Raw genomic sequence first — 25,326 nt, forward strand, 5'->3', positions numbered from 1 at the left:
AGGGACGTACCGGAGCAACATGGCACAGCGACCTTCGTGCGTCCGGCGGGGCGTAATGACGCCTCTCCTGAGGGGTTCGGGTCTGAGATTCCGGCCGGCAAACCACCGGCAAACAGGGCGGAGAGAGGCATGGATTTCGAGGGTTTCGTAGCGGGCCGGCTCGACGGCTTGCGGCACGAGGGACGGTACCGGGTGTTTGCCGAGCTCGAGCGCCAGGCCGGCGTGTTTCCGCAGGCCACGCGCCACGCCAGCGGGGAGGCCAGCGCGGTCACCGTCTGGTGCTCCAACGACTATCTCGGCATGGGCCAGCATCCCAAAGTGCTGGCCGCCATGCACGAGGCGCTCGATCGTTGCGGGGCGGGCGCCGGCGGCACGCGCAACATCGCCGGCACCAGCCGCTATCACGTCCTCCTGGAGGCGGAACTGGCGGACCTGCACGGCAAGCAGGCGGCGCTTCTGTTCACCTCCGGCTATGTCTCCAACTTCGCAACGCTGTCGACGCTGGGTTCCGGGATCCCCGGCTGCGTGATCTTTTCCGACGAGGGCAACCACGCGTCGATGATCGAGGGCATCCGTCATTCCCGTGCCGAGAAGCGGCTGTGGCGGCACAACGATCCCGCCGATCTCGACCGGCTGCTGTCCGAATACGGGCCGGGGGTGCCGAAGCTCGTCGCGTTCGAGTCCGTCTATTCGATGGATGGCGACATCGCGCCGATCGCCGAGATCTGCGCGGTCGCCGAAAAGCATGGGGCGATGACCTATCTCGACGAGGTGCACGCCGTCGGTCTCTACGGCCCGCGCGGCGGCGGAATTGCCGAGCGCGAGGGGCTGATGGACCGGCTGACGATCATCGAGGGGACGCTCGGCAAGGCGTTCGGCGTGCTCGGCGGTTATATCGCGGCGTCGGCGGCGATGTGCGACTTCATCCGCAGCTTTGCTTCCGGCTTCATCTTCACGACGGCGCTGCCGCCGGCGGTGGCCGCGGGGGCGCGGGCCTCTGTGATGCATTTGAAGGCCAGCGGCGCCGAACGCGCCTTGCATCAGGACAGGGTCGCCCGGGTACGTGCCCGGATGGAGCGGCTGGGCATTCCGACGATGCGCAATGCCAGCCACATCGTCCCGGTGATGGTCGGCGACCCCGTCAAATGCAAGTGGATCAGCGACGCGCTGCTCGACCAGTACCGGATCTACCTGCAGCCGATCAATTATCCGACCGTGCCGCGCCAGACCGAGCGGCTGCGCATCACGCCGTCGCCGCTGCATTCCGATGAAGACATCGACCACCTCATCGAGGCCCTGTCGGATCTCTGGTCGCAATGCGCCATGGCGCGCGCCGTCGCGTGAGCGGATTGGCTGTCTTGGCTGCGGATCGGACGGTGGAGACCGACCGATCCGCGGGACTATTCGCCGCCGTCATCGATGCCGAAGCGGCGCATCTTGAGATAGAGCGCCTGCCGGCTGAGCCCGAGCACACGGGCGGTGAGGGCGCGGTTGTTTAGGCTGAGCTTCAGCGCCGCCTCGATGCACATGCGCTCGATCACGTCGGTGGTGTCGCGCACCATGTCCTTCATCGGCACGCGGCCGATCATTTCGACGAGGTTTTCGGCCGTCCGGGTCAGGTCGTTGGCGCTCCGGTTCGGGCGGGCGTCGTCCGATCCGCGGGCGCGCATGACGAAGGCAAAGCCGTCGCCGTCCCGCTGTGCGACGGCGGACAGCTCGACCTCCGTCGCCTGGCCGTTGGCGCCGCGCACCACGCCCTGGAACAGCGGCAGCCGTCCATGCGTGTGCACATTCGCAAGCAACCCCTCTTGCTCGATGCCTTGCCACTCGAAAAACGCGTCGAGCGGCCGGCCGATGGCCTGGGCGGCGACGGGCAGGCTGGCTAGGGCGAGAAACGCCTCGTTGACCCAAGCGATGCGGCCGTCGCCATCGGCCAGGAGCACGGCCTCGGTGGCATGGCGAACGAGATCGCCGAGGTGAATGTCTTCGGCAGCGGCGGCGGGCGCTGTGCCGGCGGAGAGCCGGATCAACACCAGCTTCAGGTCTCCGGCGCGGAACAACTCAGCCGCGAGCGTCAGTCCGACGTCCTCGGGCGATCGGTCGAGGAAGAGCGTGGCAGGCATTCCGTTGGAGAGAAGGCCGGAAAGCAGCGCTTGCACCTCGGTTTGGCGGGTCTTCGCGAACAGCGATGCCAGCTTCTTGCCGGCGAGGGAGGGTGCCGATCCGGCGGGCCGGCCGAGGAGGGAGGCGGCCCGCGGATTGACCTCGCGGATCTTGCCGCTCTCGGGCTCGACGATCAGGATCGCCTCGGCCGTCGTTTCGAACAGCAGACGGTAATGCGCTTCCGCTTGCCTCTGGCGCTTGCTGCTGTCCTCCAAGGACTGACGGCTGGCCAGCAGCCGCGCCTGCAGTTCGGTGGTGGGTCCGAGGTCGCGGCCGACGAGCACCAGCTCGCCATCCTCCCCCGCGCAAACCGCCATGTACTGGATGGTCAGCTCCCGTCCCCCAACCAGCGGGTGTACGATCTCGAAACGGCGGGACGGTTTTCCCCGGCGCGCAGACATCAGCATGTCCTTCAGCGCCGAAAGGCTCTCGCGCCTGACCGTCTCGCCGATCGGCCTGCCTTGCCAGCTCTCCGTCGCCGCCCCCAGCCCCCGCAGGCTGTGTGAGACGCTGCTGACGGTGTCGTCGCTTTGGACCAGGAGCGTCAGGTCGGCGCTGGTGGCGAGGATAGCGGCTGTCGTGCGGGCATCGACGCGTGGCAAAGGGGTTTCGGGTTGCTGCGGCGTCAGAAGCATGTCGGTATGAGCCTCATATGGAGATCGCACTGCCTTCTGGGGGAAAAGCTGGTGGGCAAGACCGCCGCTATCACTGCCGAAACACCGATGCGCAGAGCCAATAATGCCTCCGGCGGGCGCACTGACTTCGAACAACGCCATGGTTTCGCTAGGCGACCGGCGCTGCATCGCGGTCTGCAAATTTTGCGGCGCCGCATTCTTGTCGCCCGTCCAGCCAACTTTGTCCAGCTTTGTGCTCTCGCGGGTGTCGCTGCGTCGTTACGTCTCAAGCTGTTTCATAAGCAAGACATGGGAGGCATGGCGGGAGCGGCTTTTGCGTCACCACGGCTTGGCCGATGCTGAACCGTCCCGTCGATCTCGTCACGTGCGACCATGAGCCGATCCATGTCATCGGCGCCATCCAGCCAGGGGGCGCGTTGCTGGCGCTGGACGACGCTGCGGGGCGGATCGCTTTCGTCAGCGCCAATGTGGAGGCGGTGCTCGGCTGGCAGCCGGCCTCGCTGTTCGGCCAGCCGCTGGCAGTGCTGCTCGGCGGGGCGGCGAGCGAAGCGCTGCTTGCGCAGGATCTGACGCCTCTGCTGCCGGAACTGCTGCGGCCGCTGTTCCTGAGCGTTCTCCAGCCGGATGGTTCCGTCGGCGGCGAATGCGAGTGTTTTGCGCATCGGCATGACGGACGTCTCATTCTAGAATTTGTGCCAGCCGCACCGCGTCCCGCCGACTTCTGGGAGGAGGATCTCCTGCGTCAGCGCATCATCTCGGACCTGATCCGGCCGGAGACGCAGAAGGCGCTGGCCGGCGCCAGCGCCGACATCATCCGCCAGGTCACCGGCTTCGATCGCGTGATGATCTACCGCTTTGCGCCGGACCGGCACGGCGAGGTCATCGCCGAAAGCACGGTGCGGCCGGACAGTTTCCTCGGGCTGCACTACCCGGCCTCCGACATTCCGGATCCGGCCTGGCGGCATTTCCGGCTGAACCTCATCCGCAGCATTCCCGACCTTCACGCCCTTCCCGTGCCGATCTTGGGGGCCGACGGCATGGTCGCGGATGCCGGATCCCGGCAGCCGCTGGACCTTACCTATTCGAAGCTGCGGGCGGTGGCGCCCGTCCATGTTGAATATCTCGGCAATATGGGGGTCGGCGCGAGCCTTTCGATATCGCTGATCTCCAACGACCGGCTCTGGGGTCTTGTCGCTTGCCATCATTACGGGCCGCTGCACCAGTCCTGGAGCCGGCTGCGCTTCTGCGAACTGATCGGCGGCACGGTGTCGACACTCTTGCAGAACCTCGAAAACACCGTTCTGCTGCGCCACAGCATCGACGCTGAGAAACTGGCTTTCGACATCGAGCGGGCTGCGCGAGCCGGCGCGCCGCTGGTCGAGGTCGTGCTCGAGCGTGCCGAGCTGCTGATGCGGCAAAGCCGCGCAAAGGGCCTCGCTTTGAAACTGGGCACGGCTTTCGTCACCATGGGGGACGTGCCGGAATGCGAGCTCGACGCCGGCAAGCTGCGCGGCATCCTGCGCGAAGGCATCGCGACATCGGACAATCTCGCTGCCCTCTGCTGCCGGAATGGCGTGGGCCTCGGCGAGCTCGCGGGGGCGGCGATGATGGAGCTGTCGGACGATGGCGAGGACTGGCTGATCCTGTTCCGGCCGGAGTTCGAGTGCACGATTTCCTGGGCTGGCAAGCCGGAGAAGCGGCAGACGAGAGGCGAGGACGGCTCGTTGCGGCTGTCGCCCCGCGGCTCCTTCGCCTTGTGGCGGGAGGAGCGGCTGGGCTGCAGCGAGCCGTTCACCGAGATCGACCTCGAAATCCTGCGCATCACCCGCCGTGCGCTGTTTGCCATCAACAGTCTTGATCGGGAGCGTGCGGCGCTGGCGGCGCGGGCCAGCGCCGAGGCGGAGGAGTCGCGGCTGCGGCTGCTGCTGCTTGAAGACGCCCGCCAGCGCTCGCTCGGCGAACTTGCCTCGGCGCTGGCGCACGAGCTGAGCCAGCCACTCTCGGCGGTGACCAATTACGTCAATGCCTGCCGGCAGGAGCTGCGCAATTTTGGGGTCGACATTCCGCCTGGCGTGATCCGGTTGATGCAGAATGCGGTGACCGAGTCCTCGCGGGCGGCGGATTTGGTGCGGCGGCTGCGTGACCTCATCGGGCAAGGCACGGTCGCCTTCGAGCAGGCGAGCCTCCATGCGGCGATCCGGCAAGGGGTCGATCTCGCGCTGGCGGCGTCCAGCGAGGCGCGGCCGGTCATCCACTACATGTTGCATCCGGACATGCCGCCGATCTCAATCGATCCGATCCAGATCGCGCAGGTGGTGCTCAACCTCGTGCGCAACAGTCTGACGGCGATGGACGGAACGGCTGCGCCCGTGCTGACGATCGCAACCGTCCTGAGGGCGGAGATGGTGGAGGTGTCGGTGTCCGATACGGGGCGCGGTATCGCCGTGCCGCTTCGATCGGCGCTGTTCGAGCCCTTTCACAACTCGACGACCGGCGGCATGGGCATTGGCCTTGCGCTCTGCCGGTCCATCGTCGAGGCGCATGGCGGCAAAATCTGGGCCCATTCGCTGCCGGTGGGGGCCCGGCTGTCCTTCACGCTACAGACAGGGGAGGGGGCGGCATGACTGAGCCGGCAGATCCTCGCCCGATCTATGTTGTCGATGATGACCTGTCGGCCCGCGAGTCGCTCTGCGCGCTTCTGTCGGCGCACGGCTTTGCAGCGGTGCCCTTCGCCTCGGCGGAGGAATTTGCGGAATTTGACGATATCGGTGGCGGCCTCTGCGCCTTTGTCGACTTGCGGATGCCCGGGATGAGCGGCCTCGATCTGCAGAACCTTCTGATCGACCGCGGCGAGCGCCTGCCGGTGGTGATCCTCACCGGTCATGGCGACGTGCCGCTGGCGGTCAAGGCGATCAAGCGGGGCGCCGTCGACTTCATGGAGAAGCCGAGATCGGAGGAGCATATTCTCAGCGCCATCGCCGCCGCCTCGGCCATCGGCGCCAACCGTCCGAGAAGAATAGTGTCCGCCAGCGTCGCAGCGGAACGGCTGGCGCGCTTGACCCAGCGCGAAAGACAGGTCCTCGACCATCTGGTGCTTGGATTGACCAGCAAACACATCGCCGAGGAGCTGGAAATCAGCCAGCGCACCGTCGAGATCCACCGCTCCCGCATTCGCGAGAAGATGGAGGCCCGCGGACTGTCCGACCTCATCGCGATGATGCAATAGTCTGTATGTTGCGGCGCAATAGAATGCGCGGCAAAGGCTTGCGTAGAACGCACGTAGGTGTAAATCCGAGATAGATCGCAGCTTGCCTTATTCCTAGATTTATATTTTATTCATGCAGCGGATGCCAGAGCGGGGCGAAGACCTTGCAGCATCGAGTGGGAGTGATGCGGCATGTCGGCTTGCTACACATCCAGCCTTGCTCCGGTGGCGAAAGACCTGCCGGACAATCCCGAAGCCAGCCATCACATTCTCGTCGCCCTCGGCGACGAGCTTCTCGCTGCGGTCGAGGGATGGCGGCAGGTGCACGGGGTGGAGCAGTCCGATGCCATCGGCACGCTGGTGCGGCTCGGCCTTCTCAGCGAAATCGCCAAAATCTACCGTTTTGTCGCCAGCCCCCGGCCCGCGTCATCGACGGGTACGGCATCGGCCAGACGCAAGCGCCAGGCTGCGGTCTAGTCTGCTGCGGTTTGGTCGCGGCGATAGAGAGGGCGCAGCGCTTCTCAGACGTAAGAAGATAACCTTGTTGAGCGGGTCTCGGATCAATGCGCCTGCTAGTTCGAGAGGTCGGTGCGTTTGCGTTCGATGACCGCACTTCGATTCCGCAGCAGAGATCCACAAACTTACCCCCGCGTCCTGGACTGTGTCTTTATTCTTTGTAGTAAAACAAAGTTGACAGTTGGTGCCTGGCTTGCGACGCTCGCGTTCGGGTACTCGTGCTGGGAGCATCGCGTGGGCATTCCCTATCCGTTTTCCGCCATCGTCGGTCAGGAGGAGATGAAGCGGGCCTTGCTTCTGGCCGCGGTTGATCCGCGCATTGGCGGGATCCTCGTCTTCGGCGATCGGGGCACGGGAAAGACCACGGCGGTCCGCGGGCTCGCGGGCTTGCTGCCGCCCATGCTGGTCGTCGGAAACTGCCGCTACAATTGCGCCCCGGGTGACGAGGGCGCCGGCTGCCCGGATTGCGTGTCAAGACCTGCCGGCGTCACGTTGATGCCACGACGGGTTCCGGTCCCCGTCATCGACCTGCCGCTCGGCGCCACCGAGGACCGGGTTGCCGGCGCGCTCGACCTCGAGAAGGCGCTGGTCTCCGGCGAGAAGGCGTTCGAGCCGGGTCTGCTGGCGCTCGCCCACCGCGGTTTCCTCTACATCGACGAGGTCAATCTCCTCGAGGACCATCTCGTCGACCTGTTGCTGGACGTCGCCGCGTCCGGCGTCAACGTCGTCGAGCGCGATGGCCTCAGCATCCGCCACGCCGCCCGGTTCGTCCTCGTCGGCAGCGGCAATCCGGAGGAGGGGGAGTTGCGGCCGCAATTGCTCGATCGCTTCGGACTGTCGGTCGAGGTCGCCTCGCCGCGCGATGTCGCGACACGGGTCGAGGTGGTCAAGCGGCGCGACGCCTTCGACCGTGACCCGCAGGGCTTTTCCGCCGCCTGGAAACGCAAGGATTCGGCACTGCGGGCCCGCATCGTCCGGGCGCGTGCGGCACTGTCGGTCACCGAGACGCCGGACCCGGTGCTGGAGCTGGCCTCGGCGCTCTGCCTGAAACTTGGCGTCGACGGTCTGCGCGGCGAACTGACGCTGATGCGCGCGGCCCGGGCGGCAGCCGCGCTCGACGGCGAGGCGCAGGTGACGCGCGAGACCTTGCTGGCCGTTGCACCGTCCGCCCTTCGCCACCGCCTGCGACGGAACCCGCTCGACGAAGCCGGGTCCGGGGCGCGGGTCGAGCGGGCCCTGACGGAGATGGCGGCGTGACCATTGCGGGGGCGATGGCGTGGCCGACGGACAGTCCCGTTCCGGGCAAGGCGGATGTCTCTTCATCTCCGCCTTCCGCCGCCTGGACGCTGGCGCTCCTTGCCGCAAGCGTCCTCGCCGTCGATCCCATCGGGATGGGCGGCGTGCGCCTGAGGGCCCGGCCTGGGCCGGTGCGCGACCGCTGGCTGGCGGAGTTCACCGGACTGTTCGGGCCGGCGGTGCCGATGTGCCGGGTCTCTTCGACCGCGCCGGACGCAGCCTTCATCGGCGGCCTCGACGTCGGACGGACCTTGGCGCTCGGCCGGCGGGTCGCCGAGCAAGGGGTTCTCGCGCGCGTTCATGGCGGCGTTCTGGTGCTCGGCATGGCCGAAAGGGCCACGGCCAGTCTGGCCGCGACCCTCGGGGCGGCCCTCGACCGCGGCGAGGTGCGGGTCGAGCGGGACGGTCTTTCCGACTGCCAGCCCGCTTGTTTCACGCTCATTGCCCTCGACGAGGGGATCGACGAGGAGGGCATTCCGGCAAACCTTGCCGACCGTCTCGGCCTGCTGCTCGATCTCGACACGATTGGCTGGCGCGAGACCGCCGCAACCTGTCCGCCCGGTGCCGTCGATGCGGCCCGGCTGCTGCTGCCGGCGGTGACGGTGGCGCCGTCGATGACCGAGGCTCTGTCTTCGCTGGCGCTTGCCTATGGCGGGGCCTCGCTGCGTCTGCCCCTGCAACTCCTGCGCGCCGCCCGCGCCTGCGCGGCCTTGCGGGGCGCTGTTGAGGTGAAGCCGGAGGATGCAGCGAGCGCTCTGCGGCTGGTGTTCGGATTGCCGCCGCCGGCGGATGTCGATGGGGAGGAACCGGGTCCGGAAAGCGAGATGCCGGGGGACTTGCCGAGAGCGCAGGCGGAGCGCCGGGCCGAGGGGGCGGTGCCTTCGGCCGAGACACTGCGTCCACCGTCGCCGCCGGCGCCGACCCGCGGCAAGCCGCCGGGGGTACCCGGCGCCTTGCCGGAGAAGGCGGCAGCAGCGGATAACGCGCGTGCCGACCCGTCATCGCCAGAGGCGCTCGAGGACATGCTGGTCGCCGCCGTCGGTGCGGCGCTTCCGGCCGATCTCCTCGCCCGGCAGAACGCGGCGCCCCGCGGAGCGCAGCGTTCGGGTGCTGCGGGGAAGGCCGGGCAGGACCGTGTCTCCGGCCGGCGCGGGCGCGTCATCGGCGTCATGGCGACGCCGCCGACGCCCGGCGCCCGACCGGACGTGCTGGCGACGTTGCGACAAGCGGCGCCCTGGCAGAGACTGCGCTCGGCGGGCCTCGCCGCTGGCACCGGCCCGGCCGGCGGCCGGCCGCTTCAGATCCGCGCGCAGGACTTTCGCTATCTCCGCCGTTGCGAGCGGACCGGCAGCACGGCGATCTTCGCCGTCGACGCCTCAGGCTCGGCGGCGGTCGAGCGGCTCGCGGAAACCAAGGGCGCGATCGAACTTCTGCTCGCCGATTGCTATGTCCGGCGCGACAGCGTCGGGCTCATCGCGTTTCGCGGCCCGGACGCTTCGACCTTGCTGGAGCCGACCCGCTCCTTGACACGGGCCCGGCGAAGCCTTGCCGACCTGCCCGGCGGCGGCGGAACCCCGCTCGCCAGCGGCATCATCGCCGCGCTCCACATGGCGACGGCCGCGGGGCGGAAAGGCCAGAGCGTCATCACTGTCTTTCTCACCGACGGCCGCGGCAACGTCGCGCTGGACGGCGGCACTCTGCGCGAACAGGTTGCAGCCGACACGGCGCAAGCCGCTCGGCTGTTCAGGCGACTTGGACTGCGGGCGATCGTCATCGACATTGCGCGGCGCGAACAGCCGAGGGCTCAGGAACTCTCCCTTGCCCTCGGCGCCGAATACCTGGCGCTGCCGCGGGGCGGTGCAGGAGCGATGGCCCGGGTCGTCGGCGCGCGGATGGAAGGCTGATGTTTTCCGATCCGGCGCGGCCGTCCTGGGCGATCGACGGGCGAGGCTGGCCGAACCGGAGCCACAGTCGCTTCGTGCGCGCCGGGGCCATGATGTGGCATGTCCAGGAGATGGGAGCCGGGCCGCGGCTGCTCCTCTTGCACGGCACGGGGGCTGCGACGCATTCCTTCAGGGACCTCGCCCCGGCCCTCGCCCGGCATTTCACCGTGCTCTGTCCCGATCTGCCGGGGCACGGGTTTAGCGACATGCCGAAAGGTCGCGTCCTCTCCTTGCCGCGCATGGCGCAGCTGACCGCCGAACTCCTGTCGACGGTCGGTTTCCGGCCGGACCTCGTGGTCGGCCATTCCGCCGGCGCGGCGATTCTCGTCGCCATGACCTTGCAGCGGCAGATCAGTCCGGACGTGGTGATCTCCCTCAACGGCGCGCTGCGCCAGATCCGCGGGGCGGCGCTGTTCTCGCCGCTCGCGCGGCTCCTGTCGCTGAACCCGCTGGTGCCTCTCCTGTTCGCCCGCCGTGCGATGGGCACCGCGGCGACGCAGCGGTTGCTCGAGGGCACCGGCTCGCACATCGACGCGCACGGCATCGAGCTCTATGCCCGGCTGTTCCAGAAGCCAGCCCATGTGGCGGCGACGCTCGGCATGATGGCGCATTGGGACCTCGACTGGCTCGATCGCCGGTGGGCCTCTCTCGCAGTACCGCTCAAGCTGGTGACGTCCGCCGGCGACCGCGCGATCGCCCCGGCCGATGCCGTCACGCTATCGCGCCGCCTCACCACTGCCGAGGTCGTGCCGCTGCGCGCGGGGGGGCACCTCGTGCACGAGGAACGCCCCTCGGAGGTCGCAGACCTCATCTTCCGCCTTGCCGCCGGCACACTGTCCCGCGCGGCAGCGGAACCTGTGCTCAACCGGCTCGGCGCGGCATCTTGAACGGCAGCATGGCCTGGATCAAAGGCGAGCGGAATCGGTCGAGATCGACGGTCTCATGGATGGCCCTGCACCCACCGGCATCGTCCTTTCCCGCGCTTCCCGCTGGAAAGTCCAGGATCGAGCGGCTGTAGAACGGCGTGTCCTCGAGCGTCCGGGCGACGTGCGGCCGGTGTCCCCCCGCTGCGTGAGCCGCTCGCTCGACCCGCCATCCGGTCTTCGGCAGGACGTGCAGGGGCGAGGGTGTCAACACCGCCGACGTGCCGTCGCCGCCATAGGCCAGTGCGAGACCGCGGCCGGGGCCGTCGCGCTCGGTGACGTCGTAGTGGATGCGCGTTTGGCCCACCGCATCTTCCCGCGACCAGTTCCAGCGGGTGAAGCCGGCCTCGATCGGCTCGGCGCCGGTGTTCATGTCGACATAGGCGCGGCCTTGCCAGCCAAGGCCTGGCCGGTCGAACGCGACGTCGACCCGGGCGCACGGGGCGATCGGCCGCCAGGCATGCCGCCCGTTCTGGTGCAGCGGCAGGCGGCTGTCGAAGATCGGGCCGGGATCGACGGTGATGCGCCCGCGTAGCCGTTTCGGGATCGGCACGGTCCATTCGTCGATGTCGATCGTCAGCCGCCCGCCCGCCCATTGCCAGGCGCTCGGGCCGACGGCGATCTGGTCCGCGTCGCGCGTCAGGGCGGAGCGCCCCCGTTCCGTCATCGCCCAGTACTTGCCCTTCGGGGTGTAGAGGATGGCGTTGATGCCGACATGCTGCTCGGGGTCGGCCTCGCCGCGCCGTCGCGCCAGGGCATAATAGGGCGAGAAGACGCTGCCGACGAAGACGATGACCGTCAGGGCGTTGTGTCCGTCATCGCTGATCGCGTCGAGATACCACCAGGCATAGCCGCCGGCCTCCACCCGTTCGTCGAACCCAAATCCGCCATCACGGCATCGGCCGCATGGCGTCCCGAGAGCGCCGCCATCGGGATGCCGGGGCCGGGATGGGCGCTCCCACCGGCGAGATAGAGGCCCCGGATCCGCGTCCGCGCGCCCGGGCGCTGGAACGAGGAGGCCCAGCCGTGGGAGGATCGCCCGTAAAGCGCGCCCCCCGATCCCGGAAACAGCGCCGCGAACGCTTCCGGTCCCGTCCTGACCCGATTCCCCGGCAAGGCCGAGATCGTGAGGCCGGACCGTGCCAGCCGTGCCATCACCCGCGTCTCGCATGCTGCCACCTCCGCTTCGCGCAAGGGATTTCGGTCCGCCCGCGCCGGGGCGTTCACCAGCAGGAAAAGCCGCTCGGGGCCGTCTGGCGCCGGGGTCCCCGCGGCGTTGCGGTCCTGGGCGCAGATGTAGATGGTCGGGTCTTCCGGCAGTTGCTCGCGGCGGAAGATCTCGTCGAACTCCCGGGCGTAGTCGCGCGAGAAGAAAACGGTGTGGTGGGCAAGGGGGAAGCCGCGGGCCTCGCCGTGGATCGACCAGGTCAACGCCGACAGCGAGCGGTTCCGGACCCCGTAGGCCGGCACCGCTTTGGTTGCGTCCTGTCCAAGCAGGCCCGCCGGCAGCGCCGCGGCATCGCCGTTGAACACCACGGCGTCGGCCGCCAAGGTCCGGCCGTCCTCGAGCCGGACGCCGACGGCCCGGCCGTCCTCGACCAGCAGCGAGGCGACCGGCGCTTCCGTGGCGAGGGTGACGCCATTCCGGCGCCCGAGATCGGCCAAGGCTTCGGCGATCCTGATCAGCCCGCCCTCGACCAGCCAGACGCCGAGCTGCTCGACATGGGCGATCAGCATCAGCGGCCCCGGCGCGGCGAAGGGCGAGGCTCCGCAATAGGTGGCATAGCGTCCGAACAACTGCCGCAACCGTGGATCTTTGAAATAGCGGGCGACGACGCTCGCGAGCGGCGTGAACGGTTCGATCCGGGCGAGCGCGGCCAGGCCCCCAATGCCCATGGCGCGCGTCAGGCGCATCGGGCTCGGCGCGGGATGCTCGACGAAGGCGGCGTTGAGGGTTTCGAACACCTCCTTCGCCCGATGTCGGAAGGCATGGAACCCTTCCGCCTCCCGCCGGCCGGCCAAACGGGCTATGGCCTCCTGCGTCCGCAGCGGATCGGCGTGGAGATCGAGGCGGGATCCGTCCTGCCAGGCATGCCGCGCCAAGATATCGGCGGCGGTCAGCGTCACCTGGTCTTCCAGCCGGGCGCCGACGGCGGCGAAGATCGCCTCGAACACCCAGCGCATGGTGAGAACGGTCGGGCCGGAATCGATGCCATGGCCATCCACCACGACCTCCCGCAGCTTGCCGCCCGGCTGCGCGGCCCGCTCGAGCACGGTTACGGCGCAGCCGGCGGCTCCCAGCACCAGTGCCGAGACAAGCCCGCCGACTCCCGCTCCGACGACGATGACGCGGCGGCCTGGGTTCGCGGGGGATGAGAGCGAGGCGTCAGGATGGGTTAACATGATCTTGTGTCAAATATCATTTACATGCATGCTGGTCCAGCCGAATTGACGGGGAGGTCGGGAATGTCGGAAAAGCTTCAGCGGATCGAAGACGCGCTGCGTCTCAGTCTTCGGCGCGCCACCGCCGGATCGGCGCCGCCACGCATCGGCAAGGCGATGCTGCATGCAGTTTTCCCCGGGGGGCAGCGCATCAGGCCGCGGCTGACGCTGGCGGTTGCCAAGGCCTGCGGCGACGACCGGCCGGCGCTTTCATCCGCCGCCGCCGCCGCCGTGGAGTTGCTGCATTGCGCTTCGCTCGTGCACGACGACATGCCTTGCTTCGACGACGCCGCGACGCGGCGCGGCCGCCCGTCCGTGCAGGCGGCCTTCGGCGAGCCGCTCGCCCTTCTGGCCGGCGACGCCCTGATCGTGCTCGCTTTCGAGACGGCGGCGCTGGCAGCGGCGATCGATCCCCAGCGGGGGCTCGGTGTGATCTCGATCCTGTCGCGGGCGGTCGGTATGCCGGCCGGCATCGTCGCCGGCCAGGCGTTCGAAAGCGAGCCGACGCCGAACCTTGCGGACTACCAGCGGGCGAAGACTGGGGCGCTGTTTGCCGGGGCCACCAGCGCCGGCGCTGCGAGCGCCGGGCATGATCCGGCGCCGTGGTCGGCCCTCGGCTTCCGGCTGGGCGAGGCCTATCAGCTGGCTGACGATCTCCGCGATGTCGTCGGCAGTTCGGAGGAAATCGGCAAGCCGACCGGGCAGGATCGCGCGCTCGGGCGACCGAATGCCGTGACGGCTTTCGGGCTGGACGGGGCTGTGCGCCGGCTGATTGGTTCGGTCGAAGAGGCTGCCGCTGCCGTCCCCGACTGCGCCGGTGCCGCGGCGCTTCGTGCCGACATCTGCGCCATGTCGCGCCGCTTCCTGCCGAAGCAAGCCGCGCAGCGGGCCGCCTGAGCGAGAGGCGACGGTGGTGGACCTCGGCGGACGCCAGGAAGACGGAACGACCCGCAGAGCCTCGGCTGATCCGCGGCCTGCACCCGGCGGGGCGCGTTTTGGGTTTGCGGCCGCACTGGTCGATCGGTTGCGCGACTTGCGCAACCGCAAGGTTTCCGATCCGAAATTTCGCCGCTGGGCGACACGCTTCTTTCTGACGAGGCGCTTCGCGCGACGGCAGGCGGGCGCCCTGTTCGATCTCACGGCAGGCTTTGTCTATTCGCAGGTGCTGTCGGCGGCCGTCCGGGTTCGGCTGTTCGACCTTCTGGCGCCCGGGCCGCTCGATCTGCGGGCGATCGCCTTGGCGGTGGATCTGCCGGAGGAGGGTGCCTTGCGCCTGCTGCGTGCTGCGGTGGCGCTGCGGCTGGCGGAGCGGCGCTCGGATGGTCGCTATGCGCTGGGGGCGCTTGGCGCGGCGCTGGTTGCCAATCCCGGCGTGATCGCCATGATCGAGCATCACAGCCTGCTCTACCGGGACCTCGCCGATCCGCTGCCGCTGCTGGCCGGCGGCGGCGATGCCGAGCTCGGCCGCTACTGGACCTATGCCGGGGGCGCGCCGCGTGTCCGCTTCGGTCTTCGACCCGCGCAGGATGCCGCCGACTATACCGCCCTGATGGCGGCATCGCAGGCGCTGGTGGCATCGGAGGTCGTCGATGCCTATCCCTTCCGGCGACACCGCCGCCTGCTCGACGTCGGGGGCGGCGACGGGTCGTTCCTCGTCGCCGTGGCAAGGGCCGCGCCCGGTCTGCAACTCGGCCTGTTCGATCTCCCCGACGTCGCGGCCAGCGCCCGGGAGAAGATTCTGGCCGCAGGTCTCTCCGCGCGGACGACGATCTCCGGCGGCGACTTTCGCGAAGACCCGCTGCCGGCGGCGGCCGATCTCGTGACGCTGAACCGGATCCTGCACGACCACGACGAGGCGACGGTGATGACGCTGTTGAGGGCGATTCGCCGAGCCATCGCGCCCGCGGGCACGCTCCTGGTGATCGAGCCGATGGCCGAGACCCCCGGCGCCGAGGCCTCCGGCGATGCCTATTTCGGCTTCTATCTAATGGCGATGGGGCAGGGGCGGCCCCGGCCCCCCGCCGAGATTATGGGTCTCCTGAACCGGGCCGGGTTTTGCGACGCGCGCCTCGTCTCAACCCGCACCCCTTTGATCGCGCGCATGATCGCGGCGACGGCCACTCCGTGAACCCAAAAGGTCCGATCAGAACGTCCATTTTTATTTACTCAAAAAGTGTAAATCATAATTGACAACTGAGGGCGCCGGTTTAGTCTGAATGGGAGAAGAGGCCAGTAGGGGGAGGGTTCGGTGGAGGCATTGGCGATCGTTCTCGAAGCACCCGGGCGTCTCGCTCTTATGCCGCTTGCACTGAACGAGCCGACGGCCGCGGATGCCGTCGTCGCGATCGAATGGTCGGGCATTTCTACCGGGACGGAGAAGCTGCTGTGGTCCGGCCGGATGCCGGCTTTTCCCGGCATGGGCTATCCGCTGGTGCCTGGATACGAGTCCGTCGGCCGGGTCGTCGCGGCCGGTTCTGATTCCGGCCGGCGGGTCGGCGAGCAGGTCTTCGTTCCCGGCGCCAATTGCTATCAAGCCGCGCGGGGCCTGTTCGGCGGCGCTGCGTCGCGTGTCGTCATTCCCGGCGCCAAGGCCTTGCCCGTACAGGCCGGGCTCGGTGCGCGCGGCGTCCTCTTGGCACTGGCGGCCACGGCCCACCACGCCGTCTGTCCCGATACCCGCAAGCCGCCCCAGCTGATTGTCGGCCATGGCGTCCTCGGCAGGCTGATTGCCCGCATCGTCGTGGCGCATGGTGGGCGGCCGACGGTCTGGGAAACCAACCCGGCGCGGCAATCCGGCGCCGAAGGCTACGACGTCGTCCATCCCGATGACGACGACCGCCGCGACTATCAGCGGATCTGCGACGTCAGCGGCGATTCCGAGATCCTCGACGGTCTGGTGTCCCGCCTTGCCCGCGGCGGCGAGATCGTCCTTGCCGGCTTCTACGACCAGCGCCTGTCCTTTGCTTTCCCGATGGCTTTCCTCCGCGAGGCGCGGTTCCGGGTGGCGGCGGAATGGCGGCGCAACGACCTCGTCGCCGTCGACGATCTCATCGCGACGGGCCGCCTGTCGCTCGACGGTTTCATCACCCACACCGAGGCGCCGAGCGGTTTCGAGAAAGCCTACACCACCGCTTTCACCGATCCGTCCTGCCTGAAAATGGTGCTCGATTGGAGACTGGCCGCATGAACGCGTTGTCCCAGCCGCAAGGCCTCATGGCTCTCGTCGAAAGCGTTCGGGCTGAAGCGGCGCTCGAGCCGGATCCGGTGACGATCGGCGAGGTCCGCAAGGAGACGCAGATCATCGCGATCTACGGAAAGGGCGGCATCGGAAAGAGCTTCACCCTCGCCAACCTCTCGCACATGATGGCGCAGCAGGGAAAGCGCGTGCTGCTGATCGGCTGCGATCCCAAGAGCGATACGACCTCGCTGCTGTTCGGCGGAAGAGCCTGCCCGACGATCATCGAGACCTCGGCGCGCAAGAAGGCCGCGGGAGAAGACGTCGAGATCGGCGACGTCTGTTTCAAGCGCGGCGGGGTGTTCGCGATGGAGCTCGGCGGCCCGGAGGTGGGCCGCGGCTGCGGCGGTCGCGGCATCATCCATGGCTTCGAACTTCTCGAAAAGTTGGGCTTCCACGACTGGGGCTTCGACTACGTCCTGCTCGACTTCCTCGGCGATGTCGTCTGCGGCGGCTTCGGCCTGCCGATCGCCCGCGACATGTGCCAGAAGGTCATCGTCGTCGGCTCCAATGACCTGCAATCGCTCTACGTCGCCAACAATGTCTGTTCGGCGGTGGACTATTTCCGCCGGCTCGGCGGCAATGTCGGGGTCGCCGGCATGGTGATCAACAAGGACGACGGCACCGGCGAAGCGGCGGCCTTTGCTGCGGCCGTGGGCATTCCGGTGCTCGCCGCCATTCCTGCCGACGACGACATCCGGCGCAAGAGCGCGAACTACCAGATCATCGGCGAGCCCGGCACCCGCTGGGGGCCGCTGTTCGAGGAACTGGCCGAGAACGTCGCGGCGTCCGCACCCCAGCGTCCGACGCCGCTGACCCAGGACGGGCTGCTGGCGCTGTTCTCCTGCGACCAGACCGGCGGCAACGTCGTGCTGGAGCCGGCAAGCCAGGCCGACATGCGCGGCGGCATCGTGATCGCCAAGCCATCCCTCGAAATCATCTACGACGCGGTCTGAAGCGATGAACGTCCGCCCGTCCTCCTCCCTGTCCGATGCCGCCGGCGTTGCCCCGGTGCCAGCCGAAACCGTCTACGACGCGGCGGCGAGCGCGCCGCTCGACAATCCGGTTGAGACGTCGATGCCGCAGGAGGGCCAGGCCGGGCTCGTCGCGCCGATCGCGGAAGGCGGCGGCTGCCATGGCGGCAAGGCTGAACTCAGCCGCGCCGCCGAGGCCGCCGGCAACGTTCCGCTGCTGCAGCAGCTGCGCAAGGACTATCCGCAAGGGCCGCACGACCAGCCGCAATCGATGTGCCCGGCCTTCGGCTCGCTCCGCGTCGGCCTGCGCATGCGGCGGACCGCGACCGTGCTGTCCGGCTCGGCCTGCTGCGTCTACGGCCTGACCTTCACCTCGCATTTCTACGGCGCGAAACGGACGGTCGGCTACGTGCCCTTCAATTCCGAGACACTGGTCACGGGAAAACTCTACGAGGATATCCGCGAGGCGGTGCAGGGGCTGGCCGACCCAGCGCTCTACGACACCATCATCGTCATCAATCTCTGCGTCCCCACCGCTTCAGGCGTGCCCTTGCGCGCGCTGCCGAAGGCGATCGACGGGGTGCGCGTGATCGGCATCGACGTTCCCGGTTTCGGCGTGCCGACGCATGCCGAGGCGAAGGACGTGCTGGCGGGCGCGATGCTGAACTATGCCCGGCTGGAGGCCGAGGCCGGTCCCGTGGCGGCGCCGCGCGTTGCGCCGTCGGGCAAGCCGACCATCACCCTTCTCGGCGAGATGTTCCCTGCCGACCCCATCACCATCGGCCGCATGCTGGAGCCGCTCGGCTTTGCCGCCGGACCGGTGGTGCCGACGCGCGAATGGCGCGAGCTCTATGCCGCACTCGACTGCGCGGCGGTGGCGGCCATCCATCCCTTCTACACCGCGAGCCTTCGAGAGTTCAGCGCTGCCGGCCGCCCGGTCGTCGCCTCCGCGCCGGTGGGGGTCGAGGGCACTGCCGCCTGGCTCGACGCGATCGGCGAAGCTTGCGGCATTGCGGCCCGCACGGTCGACGCCGCCAAGGCGCCCATCCTCGCGGCGACGCGGGCTGCGCTCGAGGGCGCGCCGATCTCGGCCCGCATCACTCTGTCCGGCTACGAGGGCTCGGAGCTGATTGTCGGACGGCTTTTGAAGGAGTCCGGTGCGGACCTGCGCTATGTCGGCACCGCCTGCCCGAAGACGCGCTGGAACGAGGGCGATGCGGACTGGCTGGCAGCGCACGGCGTGCATGTCGAATTCCGCGCCTCGCTCGAGACCGACATTGCCGCCGTCGACAGTTTCGCGCCGCAGCTCGCCATCGGCACGACGCCGGTGGTGCAGCACGCCAAGCAGCGCCGCATCCCGGCGCTCTATTTCACCAATCTGATCTCGGCGCGGCCGCTGATGGGCGCGGCCGGCGCGGGTTCGCTCGCCACGGTGATCAATGCCGCCGCCGGCAACCAGTCCCGCTTCGATGCGATGAGCACCTTCTTCGAGGGCGTCGGCGAGGGCCGCACCGCGGGGATCTGGCACGATCCGGCAAGGCTTCCCTCGGCGCAGGTGCCAGCTTCGCCATCCCTCGTCGCCGCCAAGACCTCTGTCGTGATGGAGGACTTCTGATGCTGGTTCTCGATCACGACCGCGCCGGCGGCTACTGGGGGGCGGTCTACGCCTTCACCGCCCTCAAAGGGCTGCAGGTGATCATCGATGGACCGGTCGGCTGCGAGAACCTGCCGGTGACCTCGGTGCTGCACTATACCGACGCCCTGCCGCCGCACGAGCTGCCGATCGTCGTCACCGGGCTCGGCGAGGAGGAACTCGGCCAGACCGGCACCGAGCAGGCGATGAAGCGGGCGCACGCGACGCTCGATCCGTCGAAGCCGAGCGTCGTCGTCACCGGCTCCATCGCCGAGATGATCGGCGGCGGCGTCACGCCGGAAGGCACCCGCATGCTGCGCTTCCTGCCGCGCACCATCGACGAGGACCAGTGGCAGAGCACCGACCGGGCGCTTGCCTGGCTCTGGAAGGAGTTCGGGCCCAAGGGCAAGAAGGCAAAGCCCGCGAAGGCCTTCGCTGCGAAGGTTGCCGGGCCCAACCCCGGCGGCCCGACGTCCGAGACGACAAGGCCGCGCGTCAACATCATCGGCCCGATCTACGGCACCTTCAACATGCCCTCAGACCTTGCGGAGATCCGCCGGCTAGTGGAGGGCATCGGCTGCACCGTCAACCTCGTCTTCCCGCTGGGCACCGACATTGCCGACGTGCCGAGGCTCGCCGATGCAGACGTCAACATCTGCCTTTACCGCGAGTTCGGCCGCAAGCTCTGCGAAGCGCTGGACAAGCCCTTCCTGCAGGCGCCGATCGGGCTGCATTCGACCACTGCCTTCCTGCGCAAGCTCGGCGAACTGACGGGCCTCGATCCCGAGCCGTTCATCGCCGGCGAGAAGATGACGACGATCAAGCCGCTTTGGGACCTCTGGCGGTCGGTGACGCAGGACTTCTTCGCCACCGCAAGCTTCGGCATCGTCGCCAGCGAGACCTATGCGCGGGGTGTGCGGCATTTTCTCGAGAGCGACATGGGCTTTCCCTGCGCCTTCGCCTTCGCGCGTCGGGCTGGGGAGAAGACCGGCAATGATGCGGTGCGCAAGGCGATCCATGCGACGCCGCCGCTGGTGTTGTTCGGCTCGTTCAACGAGCGGATGTATTCGGCCGAGGGGGGCGGGCGCTCCTCCTACATTCCCGCCTCCTTTCCGGGGGCGATCATTCGCCGGCACACCGGCACACCGTTCATGGGCTATGCCGGCGCCACCTACATCGTCCAGGAGGTCTGCAATGCGCTGTTCGACGCGCTGTTCCGGATCCTGCCGCTCGGCACCGAGCTCGACAAGGTCGAGCCGACGGCAGCGCGCCTGCACCGCGAACTGCCTTGGGATGCCGATGCGCTGGCGATGATGGATGCGGCGGTCGAGGCGCAGCCGGTGCTGGTGCGCATTTCTGCGGCCAAGCGGCTGCGCGACCGGACGGAGGCAGCAGCCCGGCAGGCCGGCGACGGCCGGGTCACGGCGCGGCGGGTCGCCGATCTCCTGGCGCGCGCGCCGGAGCCGGCATGAGCCGGCGGAACCAATCGCCCGGACTGCGGGCCCAACGGGGAGAAGAGGCATGTCGACGGATCGCGTTCACGGGCTGGAGTATCGCCGTCATCTCGCCGAGCGCCGCGAATACCGGCTGATGTTCTGGCTGGTCTATCCGCTGAGCCTGGCGGCGGTGACGCTGAAGCGCCTGATCCATCTCGGGCGGCCCGTTGCGGCGGAACCGAAGCGTTCGATTTTCGGCGAAGCGCGGGTCGCGGTCGCCTCCTGCATCCCGTTCGCCTTCATGTGAGCGGGGCATCGCTCCGGCGCCATCGACGCCGGAAATGGCTGCAGTCAGCACTGCAGCGACGGCCGCATGCATCCATGCGGCCTCTCGCCGAAAGGCAAACGCAAGGAGGTAGAAATGTCCCTGCATTCTCCGAACGACCTGAACAGCTCGGGCCTGTCGGACCAGGAAGCCAAGGAATTCCACAAGGTGTTCATGACCAGTTTCCTGGTCTTCGTGGGCGTCGCGGTGTTCGCCCATATCCTCGCCTGGATCTGGCGTCCCTGGCTGCCCGGCCCGAACGGCTATGCCTCCCTCGAATCCGGCACGACCGCGGCGGCGCATGCCGTCCTGTCGATGCTGAGCTGAGGGGGACGCGACGATGTGGAAAGTATGGCTTCTGTTCGACCCAAGGCGGACGCTGATCGCGCTGTTCGTCTTCCTGTTCGTGCTGGCGCTGGTGATTCACTTCATCCTGCTCAGCACCAACCGGTTCAACTGGCTCGAGGGCCCGAGCACCGCTGTCCCGGCGGCATCGCTGGTCATCGAAGAGACCCATGCCGTCGGCTGATGCCGGCGAAGGGTCCTGCGAACGGTGCGGGCGGCCTGCCGCCCGCACCCGCCATCATTCCCGTACCCGTTCCGCGTAAGGCGCGGGCCGGGCGGCGCGGTTGAGTTTCGGCCTGCCGGCGGGTTTCGACGGCGCGGCAGCGAGACGAAGGAAGACGGGGCTGGGAGCGGTCCTGCCGCGTCCGGTCGGACGCGGTGCGACCCGAGGTCGGTTTGCAAAGGGCGCTGGGCCGCCCAAGCGAGGAGATGCGGTCATGGCCATGCTGAGTTTCGAGCGGAAATACCGGGTGCGGGGCGGCACGCTGATCGGCGGCGACCTCTTCGACTTCTGGATCGGCCCGTTCTGGGTCGGCTTCTTCGGCGTCACCACCATTCTCTTCGCCAGCCTCGGCACGCTGCTGATCGTCTATGGCGCGGCGATCGGGCCGACCTGGAACCTCTGGCAGATCAGCATCAACCCGCCGGCGGAATCTTACGGCCTTGGCTTCGCCCCGCTGAAGCAAGGCGGGCTGTGGCAAGTGATCACCATCTGCGCCATCGCCGCCTTCGTGTCCTGGGCGCTACGGCAGGCGGAGATCGCCCGCAAGCTCGGCATGGGCCTGCATGTACCCTTCGCCTACGCCTTCGCGATCCTCGCCTATGTCACGCTGGTGGTGTTCCGCCCGGTGCTGCTCGGCGCCTGGAGCAACGGCTTCCCTTACGGGATCATCACCCATCTCGATTGGGTGTCGAACACCGGCTACCAGTACGGAAACTTCCACTACAACCCCGCGCACATGATCGCGATCACCTTCTTCTTCACCAATTGCCTCGCGCTCGCGCTGCATGGCGCGCTGGTGCTGTCGGCGACCAATCCGCCGAAAGGCCAGGCGGTAAAGACCGCCGAGCACGAGAACAGCTATTTCCGCGACACCATCGGCTATTCCATCGGCACGCTCGGCATCCACCGGCTCGGCGTCTTCCTGGCGGTCTCCGCAGCGTTCTGGAGCGCGGTCTGCATCATCATTTCCGGCACGCTGTGGACCGAGGGCTGGCCGGAATGGTGGAGCTGGTGGCAGCGCATTCCGATCTGGAGCTAGTGCCGGCGGCACGCGCGGACCCCGCATCGGTGCGGCAGGCATCATCACAATCACGATCAGTCAGTAGCGCAGGCAGAGGCATATCCCAGGCACGGGCCTATCCAGAGACAGAGCTGAGGGGGAGGCAGACATGGCCGAGTACCAGAACATCTTCACCCGGGTGCAATTGCGCGGGCCGCCGGATCTCGGCGTGCCGCTGGCGCCCGGCATCTGGCAGCGGCAAGGCAAGCCGGCCTTCTCCTACTGGTTGGGCAAGTTCGGCGATGCGCAGATCGGGCCGCTCTACCTCGGCACGCTGGGGCTGGCCTCGCTGATCTGCGGCTTCGTCGCCATCGAGATCATCGGGCTCAACATGCTGGCCAAGGTGAACTGGAGCCCGCAGGAGTTCATCCGGCAGTTCTTCTGGCTGTCGCTCGATCCGCCGCTGCCGGAATACGGGCTGAAGGTCCTGCCGCCGCTGAAGCAAGGCGGCTGGTGGCTGATTGCCGGTTTCTTCCTCACCACCTCGATCCTGCTCTGGTGGGCGCGAATGTACCGGCGGGCCCGGGCGCTCGGCCTCGGCACGCATGTGCCTTGGGCTTTTGCCGCAGCGATCTGGCTCTATCTCGTGCTTGGCTTCATCCGGCCGCTGATGATGGGATCGTGGAGCGAGGCGGTGCCTTTCGGCGTGTTCCCGCATCTCGACTGGACCAACAACTTCTCGCTGAACTACGGCAACCTCTTCTACAACCCCTTCCACATGCTCTCGATCGTCTTCCTTTACGGCTCGGCGGTGCTGTTCGCGATGCACGGCGCGACCATCCTCGCGGTCAGCCGTCTCGGCGGCGAGCGCGAGATCGAGCAGATCGTCGACCGCGGCACGGCGTCCGAGCGGGCCGCCTTGTTCTGGCGCTGGACCATGGGCTTCAACGCCACGATGGAATCCATTCACCGTTGGGCCTGGTGGTTCGCCGTGCTCTGCCCGCTCACCGGTGGCATCGGCATCCTCCTCACCGGCACCGTCGTCGACAACTGGTTCGAATGGGGCCAGAAGCACGGCCTCGCGCCGATGTGAGCCGCCAGCCGCCGAGGGGCCGTGGCGGGTGATTTCCGGCCGCGCCCCACCAAGGTTGCCGGAAGCCGCGAAGGGCAAAGGATCAGGAAAGCGCAGGAGCGCAGGACGGTGCAGCAATGCCCGTCCTGCGCTCCTGCCGTTTCATCCTTCCTGCGGACGGGGTGATATACATGGGACTAGCAGGGTGCTTTTCGGGCGGAAACAGGGGTTTCGCATCGCCTTACGTCGTCAGGATTGGCAGGGAGCAGGCCGGGTCAGCAGCCCGATCGCCCCCGTTGGACAGGCCGTCGTTCCCCGCCATAGTCCAGTATCCGATCCTCGTGCTGAGAATTCATGACAGCAGAAGCCCCCGAAAGCGCGTCAAAGCACCGCCTTAAATGGCTTATCCTCGCGGTTGTCTGCCTGATTGCCGTAGCGACGCTTCTGTCGATAGAGCCTATGCGGCTTCGGTTGCCGTATCGGTACCTCATTGCGCCACTCGATGTGCAGCGGACAGGCCTCGTCGATTTTGAGATGTGCATGCGCGTGGAACTGTCTGAGGCCGAGGCTCTGGCGTTCGTTTCCAGCATGTTCGATCCAACGTCCAGCGTCGAAAGCGCCGAGGTGGACATGGCCGACACGCACTGCGACGCCGCGTTCTGGCCGGTCCGGTTCGATGCGAGGGCAATGGCCTACGAGATCGATCGGACGGGGCCTCCCTATTGGATAAAGGAAGGCACGAGCGGTGCCGTCTACCAGGACGGATATTTCTACTTCTGGTCGAACGCGACGTAGAGCGGCGCGAGCATCCGGCGGTCGGGTGAATCCGCCCCTCAAAGAAGATGCCCTCGCTGCAAGACGATGGCGTGCCGTCTATTCTTCCGGATGCACGGCACGCCATGAGGCGATCCCCGTCAAGCCGGTCAGCGGCCGGCGGGACGCCTGTTGGCGGGGACGACGGCCTTGCGATAGAGGTGCCAGGTGGCGTGGCCGAGCACCGGCATGACGATGGCGAGGCCGGCGAACAGCGGCAAGGCGCCGAGCACCAGCAGGCCGGCGACGATGGCGCCCCAGCCGGCCATCACGAGCGGGTTCGCGGCGACGACCCGCGCCGAGGTCTCGATCGCCGCAATGGCGCCGACGTCGCGGTCGAGCAGCAGCGGGAAGGCGACCGCGGTGGTCGAGAGCACCAGCACGGCGAAGGCGAAGCCCGCGGCATTGCCGAGGAGGATCAGCCGCCAGCCGCGTTCGGTGGTCAGGATCTCGTCGAGAAAGCCCCCGAGCCTGAAGACGCCGATGGCCTCGAGCCCGCCGGACCCGAGCCCGACCGCGCCCAGCCCGTCTGTCCCCCGCGCGCTGGCGCCGAGACTACTTGCTAGCCCGGTTGTGCCCAGCCCGGTGGTGCCCAGCTCGCTGCTGCCAAAAGTGCTGGCGAAGATCGCTTGGGCGGTGCCGAGCCAGGCGAGGAAGATTACTGCCAGCAGCGCGCCCACCGCCAGCATCGCGGGGAGGGCGGGCGAGTGACGGGTGGCGAGGGCATGCTGCCAGGAAGCATCGAGCCCCGCCTCGCGCCGCCGGCTGATCTCGTAGAGGCCGATGGCGGCAAACGGGCCGATCAGCGCGAAGCCCGACATCAGCGGATAGATCATCTGCAGCGCGCCGCTGCCGGCGCTCCAACGCGCGAGCACCAGGCCCATCACCGGATAGATCAGCCCAAGAAACAGAAGGTGCGAGGGTTTTGCGCCGAAATCGTCGAGCCCTTTCGCAAGCGCATCGCTGAGGTCCGCAAAGCGGAGGCGGCGAACCTCGGGGTGGCAGACAAGGCCGTCCGCTCCCGCCATGACATGAAAATCGGTCATTCCCATTCCTCCCTGAAAGAGGATCGGAGCGGTCCTGCCGCACGGCAGTCACCGGCGATCTCACGGCAGGGAGCCTACACCTGCGGGCGCCCGCTGTCTCG

At 68.0% G+C, this 25,326-nt stretch carries 24 protein-coding genes; 20 read left to right on the forward strand and 4 right to left on the reverse strand.

Going from position 1 to position 25,326, the window contains the following annotated elements; genetic code table 11:
- Positions 1-129: 129 nt before the first annotated feature.
- Entirely contained in the window at positions 130-1,344 is a 1,215-nt protein-coding gene (gene hemA, locus ACZLZQ_RS12470) for a 5-aminolevulinate synthase (RefSeq protein ID WP_472949625.1), read from the forward strand.
- Between the two features lie 56 nt (positions 1,345-1,400).
- Here the strand turns inward: hemA and ppsR are convergent, their stop codons facing one another.
- The gene (ppsR, locus tag ACZLZQ_RS12475) at positions 1,401-2,765 is read right to left on the reverse strand and encodes a transcriptional regulator PpsR (protein WP_472949626.1); all 1,365 of its coding nucleotides are present in this window, start codon (positions 2,763-2,765) and stop codon (positions 1,401-1,403) included.
- 84 nt (positions 2,766-2,849) lie between these two features.
- Here ppsR and ACZLZQ_RS12480 point away from each other — a divergent pair, with 84 nt between their 5' ends.
- The 7 genes from ACZLZQ_RS12480 to bchO all read left to right on the forward strand — a co-directional run bounded on the left by ACZLZQ_RS12480 (position 2,850) and on the right by bchO (position 10,645).
- Entirely contained in the window at positions 2,850-3,140 is a 291-nt protein-coding gene (locus ACZLZQ_RS12480) for a hypothetical protein (protein ID WP_472949627.1), read from the forward strand.
- A complete protein-coding gene (locus ACZLZQ_RS12485; RefSeq protein WP_472949629.1) occupies positions 3,134-5,422 on the forward strand; it encodes an ATP-binding protein in 2,289 nt (762 codons plus the stop codon). Before ACZLZQ_RS12480 ends, ACZLZQ_RS12485 begins: the two co-directional genes overlap by 7 nt.
- Complete coding sequence (locus tag ACZLZQ_RS12490) at positions 5,419-6,024, forward strand: response regulator transcription factor (RefSeq protein ID WP_472949630.1); 606 nt, start codon at positions 5,419-5,421, stop codon at positions 6,022-6,024. Before ACZLZQ_RS12485 ends, ACZLZQ_RS12490 begins: the two co-directional genes overlap by 4 nt.
- 171 nt (positions 6,025-6,195) lie before the next feature.
- The gene (locus tag ACZLZQ_RS12495) at positions 6,196-6,480 is read left to right on the forward strand and encodes a hypothetical protein (RefSeq protein ID WP_472949631.1); all 285 of its coding nucleotides are present in this window, start codon (positions 6,196-6,198) and stop codon (positions 6,478-6,480) included.
- A gap of 273 nt (positions 6,481-6,753) precedes the next feature.
- Positions 6,754-7,776: a magnesium chelatase ATPase subunit I gene (gene bchI, locus ACZLZQ_RS12500; protein ID WP_472949632.1), complete on the forward strand. Its 1,023-nt coding sequence runs from the start codon at positions 6,754-6,756 to the stop codon at positions 7,774-7,776.
- The gene (locus tag ACZLZQ_RS12505; protein ID WP_472949633.1) at positions 7,773-9,719 is read left to right on the forward strand and encodes a magnesium chelatase subunit D; all 1,947 of its coding nucleotides are present in this window, start codon (positions 7,773-7,775) and stop codon (positions 9,717-9,719) included. Before bchI ends, ACZLZQ_RS12505 begins: the two co-directional genes overlap by 4 nt.
- Complete coding sequence (bchO, locus tag ACZLZQ_RS12510; protein WP_472949634.1) at positions 9,719-10,645, forward strand: alpha/beta fold hydrolase BchO; 927 nt, start codon at positions 9,719-9,721, stop codon at positions 10,643-10,645. The genes ACZLZQ_RS12505 and bchO overlap by 1 nt, the downstream gene beginning before the upstream one ends.
- On the opposite strand, the gene ACZLZQ_RS12515 is transcribed toward bchO, so the two are convergent.
- Both ACZLZQ_RS12515 and crtD read right to left on the reverse strand, forming a co-directional pair.
- Positions 10,620-11,546 carry a carotenoid 1,2-hydratase family protein gene (locus tag ACZLZQ_RS12515; protein ID WP_472949635.1) on the reverse strand — a complete coding sequence of 309 codons (927 nt, stop codon included), beginning with the start codon at positions 11,544-11,546 and terminating at the stop codon, positions 10,620-10,622. The genes bchO and ACZLZQ_RS12515 overlap by 26 nt on opposite strands.
- Complete coding sequence (gene crtD, locus ACZLZQ_RS12520) at positions 11,480-13,084, reverse strand: 1-hydroxycarotenoid 3,4-desaturase CrtD (RefSeq protein ID WP_472949636.1); 1,605 nt, start codon at positions 13,082-13,084, stop codon at positions 11,480-11,482. Before crtD ends, ACZLZQ_RS12515 begins: the two co-directional genes overlap by 67 nt.
- Before the next feature lie 63 nt (positions 13,085-13,147).
- Here crtD and ACZLZQ_RS12525 point away from each other — a divergent pair, with 63 nt between their 5' ends.
- From ACZLZQ_RS12525 to ACZLZQ_RS12580, 12 genes are all read left to right on the forward strand, one after another.
- A complete protein-coding gene (locus tag ACZLZQ_RS12525) occupies positions 13,148-14,020 on the forward strand; it encodes a polyprenyl synthetase family protein (RefSeq protein ID WP_472949637.1) in 873 nt (290 codons plus the stop codon).
- 16 nt (positions 14,021-14,036) lie between these two features.
- Entirely contained in the window at positions 14,037-15,251 is a 1,215-nt protein-coding gene (locus tag ACZLZQ_RS12530) for a methyltransferase (protein ID WP_472949638.1), read from the forward strand.
- Positions 15,252-15,371: 120 nt separating this feature from the next.
- Entirely contained in the window at positions 15,372-16,310 is a 939-nt protein-coding gene (gene bchC, locus ACZLZQ_RS12535; RefSeq protein WP_472949639.1) for a chlorophyll synthesis pathway protein BchC, read from the forward strand.
- The gene (locus tag ACZLZQ_RS12540; RefSeq protein ID WP_472949640.1) at positions 16,307-17,314 is read left to right on the forward strand and encodes a chlorophyllide a reductase iron protein subunit X; all 1,008 of its coding nucleotides are present in this window, start codon (positions 16,307-16,309) and stop codon (positions 17,312-17,314) included. The genes bchC and ACZLZQ_RS12540 overlap by 4 nt, the downstream gene beginning before the upstream one ends.
- A 121-nt stretch (positions 17,315-17,435) precedes the next feature.
- Positions 17,436-18,947, forward strand: a complete 1,512-nt coding sequence (bchY, locus tag ACZLZQ_RS12545; protein WP_472949919.1) for a chlorophyllide a reductase subunit Y — start codon at positions 17,436-17,438, stop codon at positions 18,945-18,947.
- Positions 18,947-20,437 carry a chlorophyllide a reductase subunit Z gene (gene bchZ / locus ACZLZQ_RS12550; RefSeq protein WP_472949641.1) on the forward strand — a complete coding sequence of 497 codons (1,491 nt, stop codon included), beginning with the start codon at positions 18,947-18,949 and terminating at the stop codon, positions 20,435-20,437. The genes bchY and bchZ overlap by 1 nt, the downstream gene beginning before the upstream one ends.
- A gap of 49 nt (positions 20,438-20,486) precedes the next feature.
- Complete coding sequence (locus ACZLZQ_RS12555) at positions 20,487-20,708, forward strand: hypothetical protein (RefSeq protein WP_472932465.1); 222 nt, start codon at positions 20,487-20,489, stop codon at positions 20,706-20,708.
- 114 nt (positions 20,709-20,822) lie between these two features.
- Entirely contained in the window at positions 20,823-21,053 is a 231-nt protein-coding gene (pufB, locus tag ACZLZQ_RS12560; RefSeq protein WP_472932464.1) for a light-harvesting antenna LH1, beta subunit, read from the forward strand.
- Positions 21,054-21,066: 13 nt separating this feature from the next.
- Positions 21,067-21,255: a light-harvesting antenna LH1, alpha subunit gene (pufA, locus tag ACZLZQ_RS12565; protein ID WP_472932463.1), complete on the forward strand. Its 189-nt coding sequence runs from the start codon at positions 21,067-21,069 to the stop codon at positions 21,253-21,255.
- Between the two features lie 253 nt (positions 21,256-21,508).
- Positions 21,509-22,333 carry a photosynthetic reaction center subunit L gene (pufL, locus tag ACZLZQ_RS12570; protein WP_472949642.1) on the forward strand — a complete coding sequence of 275 codons (825 nt, stop codon included), beginning with the start codon at positions 21,509-21,511 and terminating at the stop codon, positions 22,331-22,333.
- A 130-nt stretch (positions 22,334-22,463) separates the two neighbouring features.
- Positions 22,464-23,387 (forward strand): photosynthetic reaction center subunit M, encoded by a 924-nt coding sequence (pufM, locus tag ACZLZQ_RS12575; RefSeq protein ID WP_472932460.1) that lies wholly within the window; start codon positions 22,464-22,466, stop codon positions 23,385-23,387.
- Positions 23,388-23,720: 333 nt separating this feature from the next.
- Positions 23,721-24,161, forward strand: a complete 441-nt coding sequence (locus ACZLZQ_RS12580) for a hypothetical protein (protein WP_472949643.1) — start codon at positions 23,721-23,723, stop codon at positions 24,159-24,161.
- Between the two features lie 128 nt (positions 24,162-24,289).
- On the opposite strand, the gene ACZLZQ_RS12585 is transcribed toward ACZLZQ_RS12580, so the two are convergent.
- Entirely contained in the window at positions 24,290-25,225 is a 936-nt protein-coding gene (locus ACZLZQ_RS12585) for a DUF2189 domain-containing protein (RefSeq protein WP_472949644.1), read from the reverse strand.
- Positions 25,226-25,326: the final 101 nt, after the last annotated feature.

It is taken from the genome of Mesocryomonas lacus, from assembly GCF_055730105.2.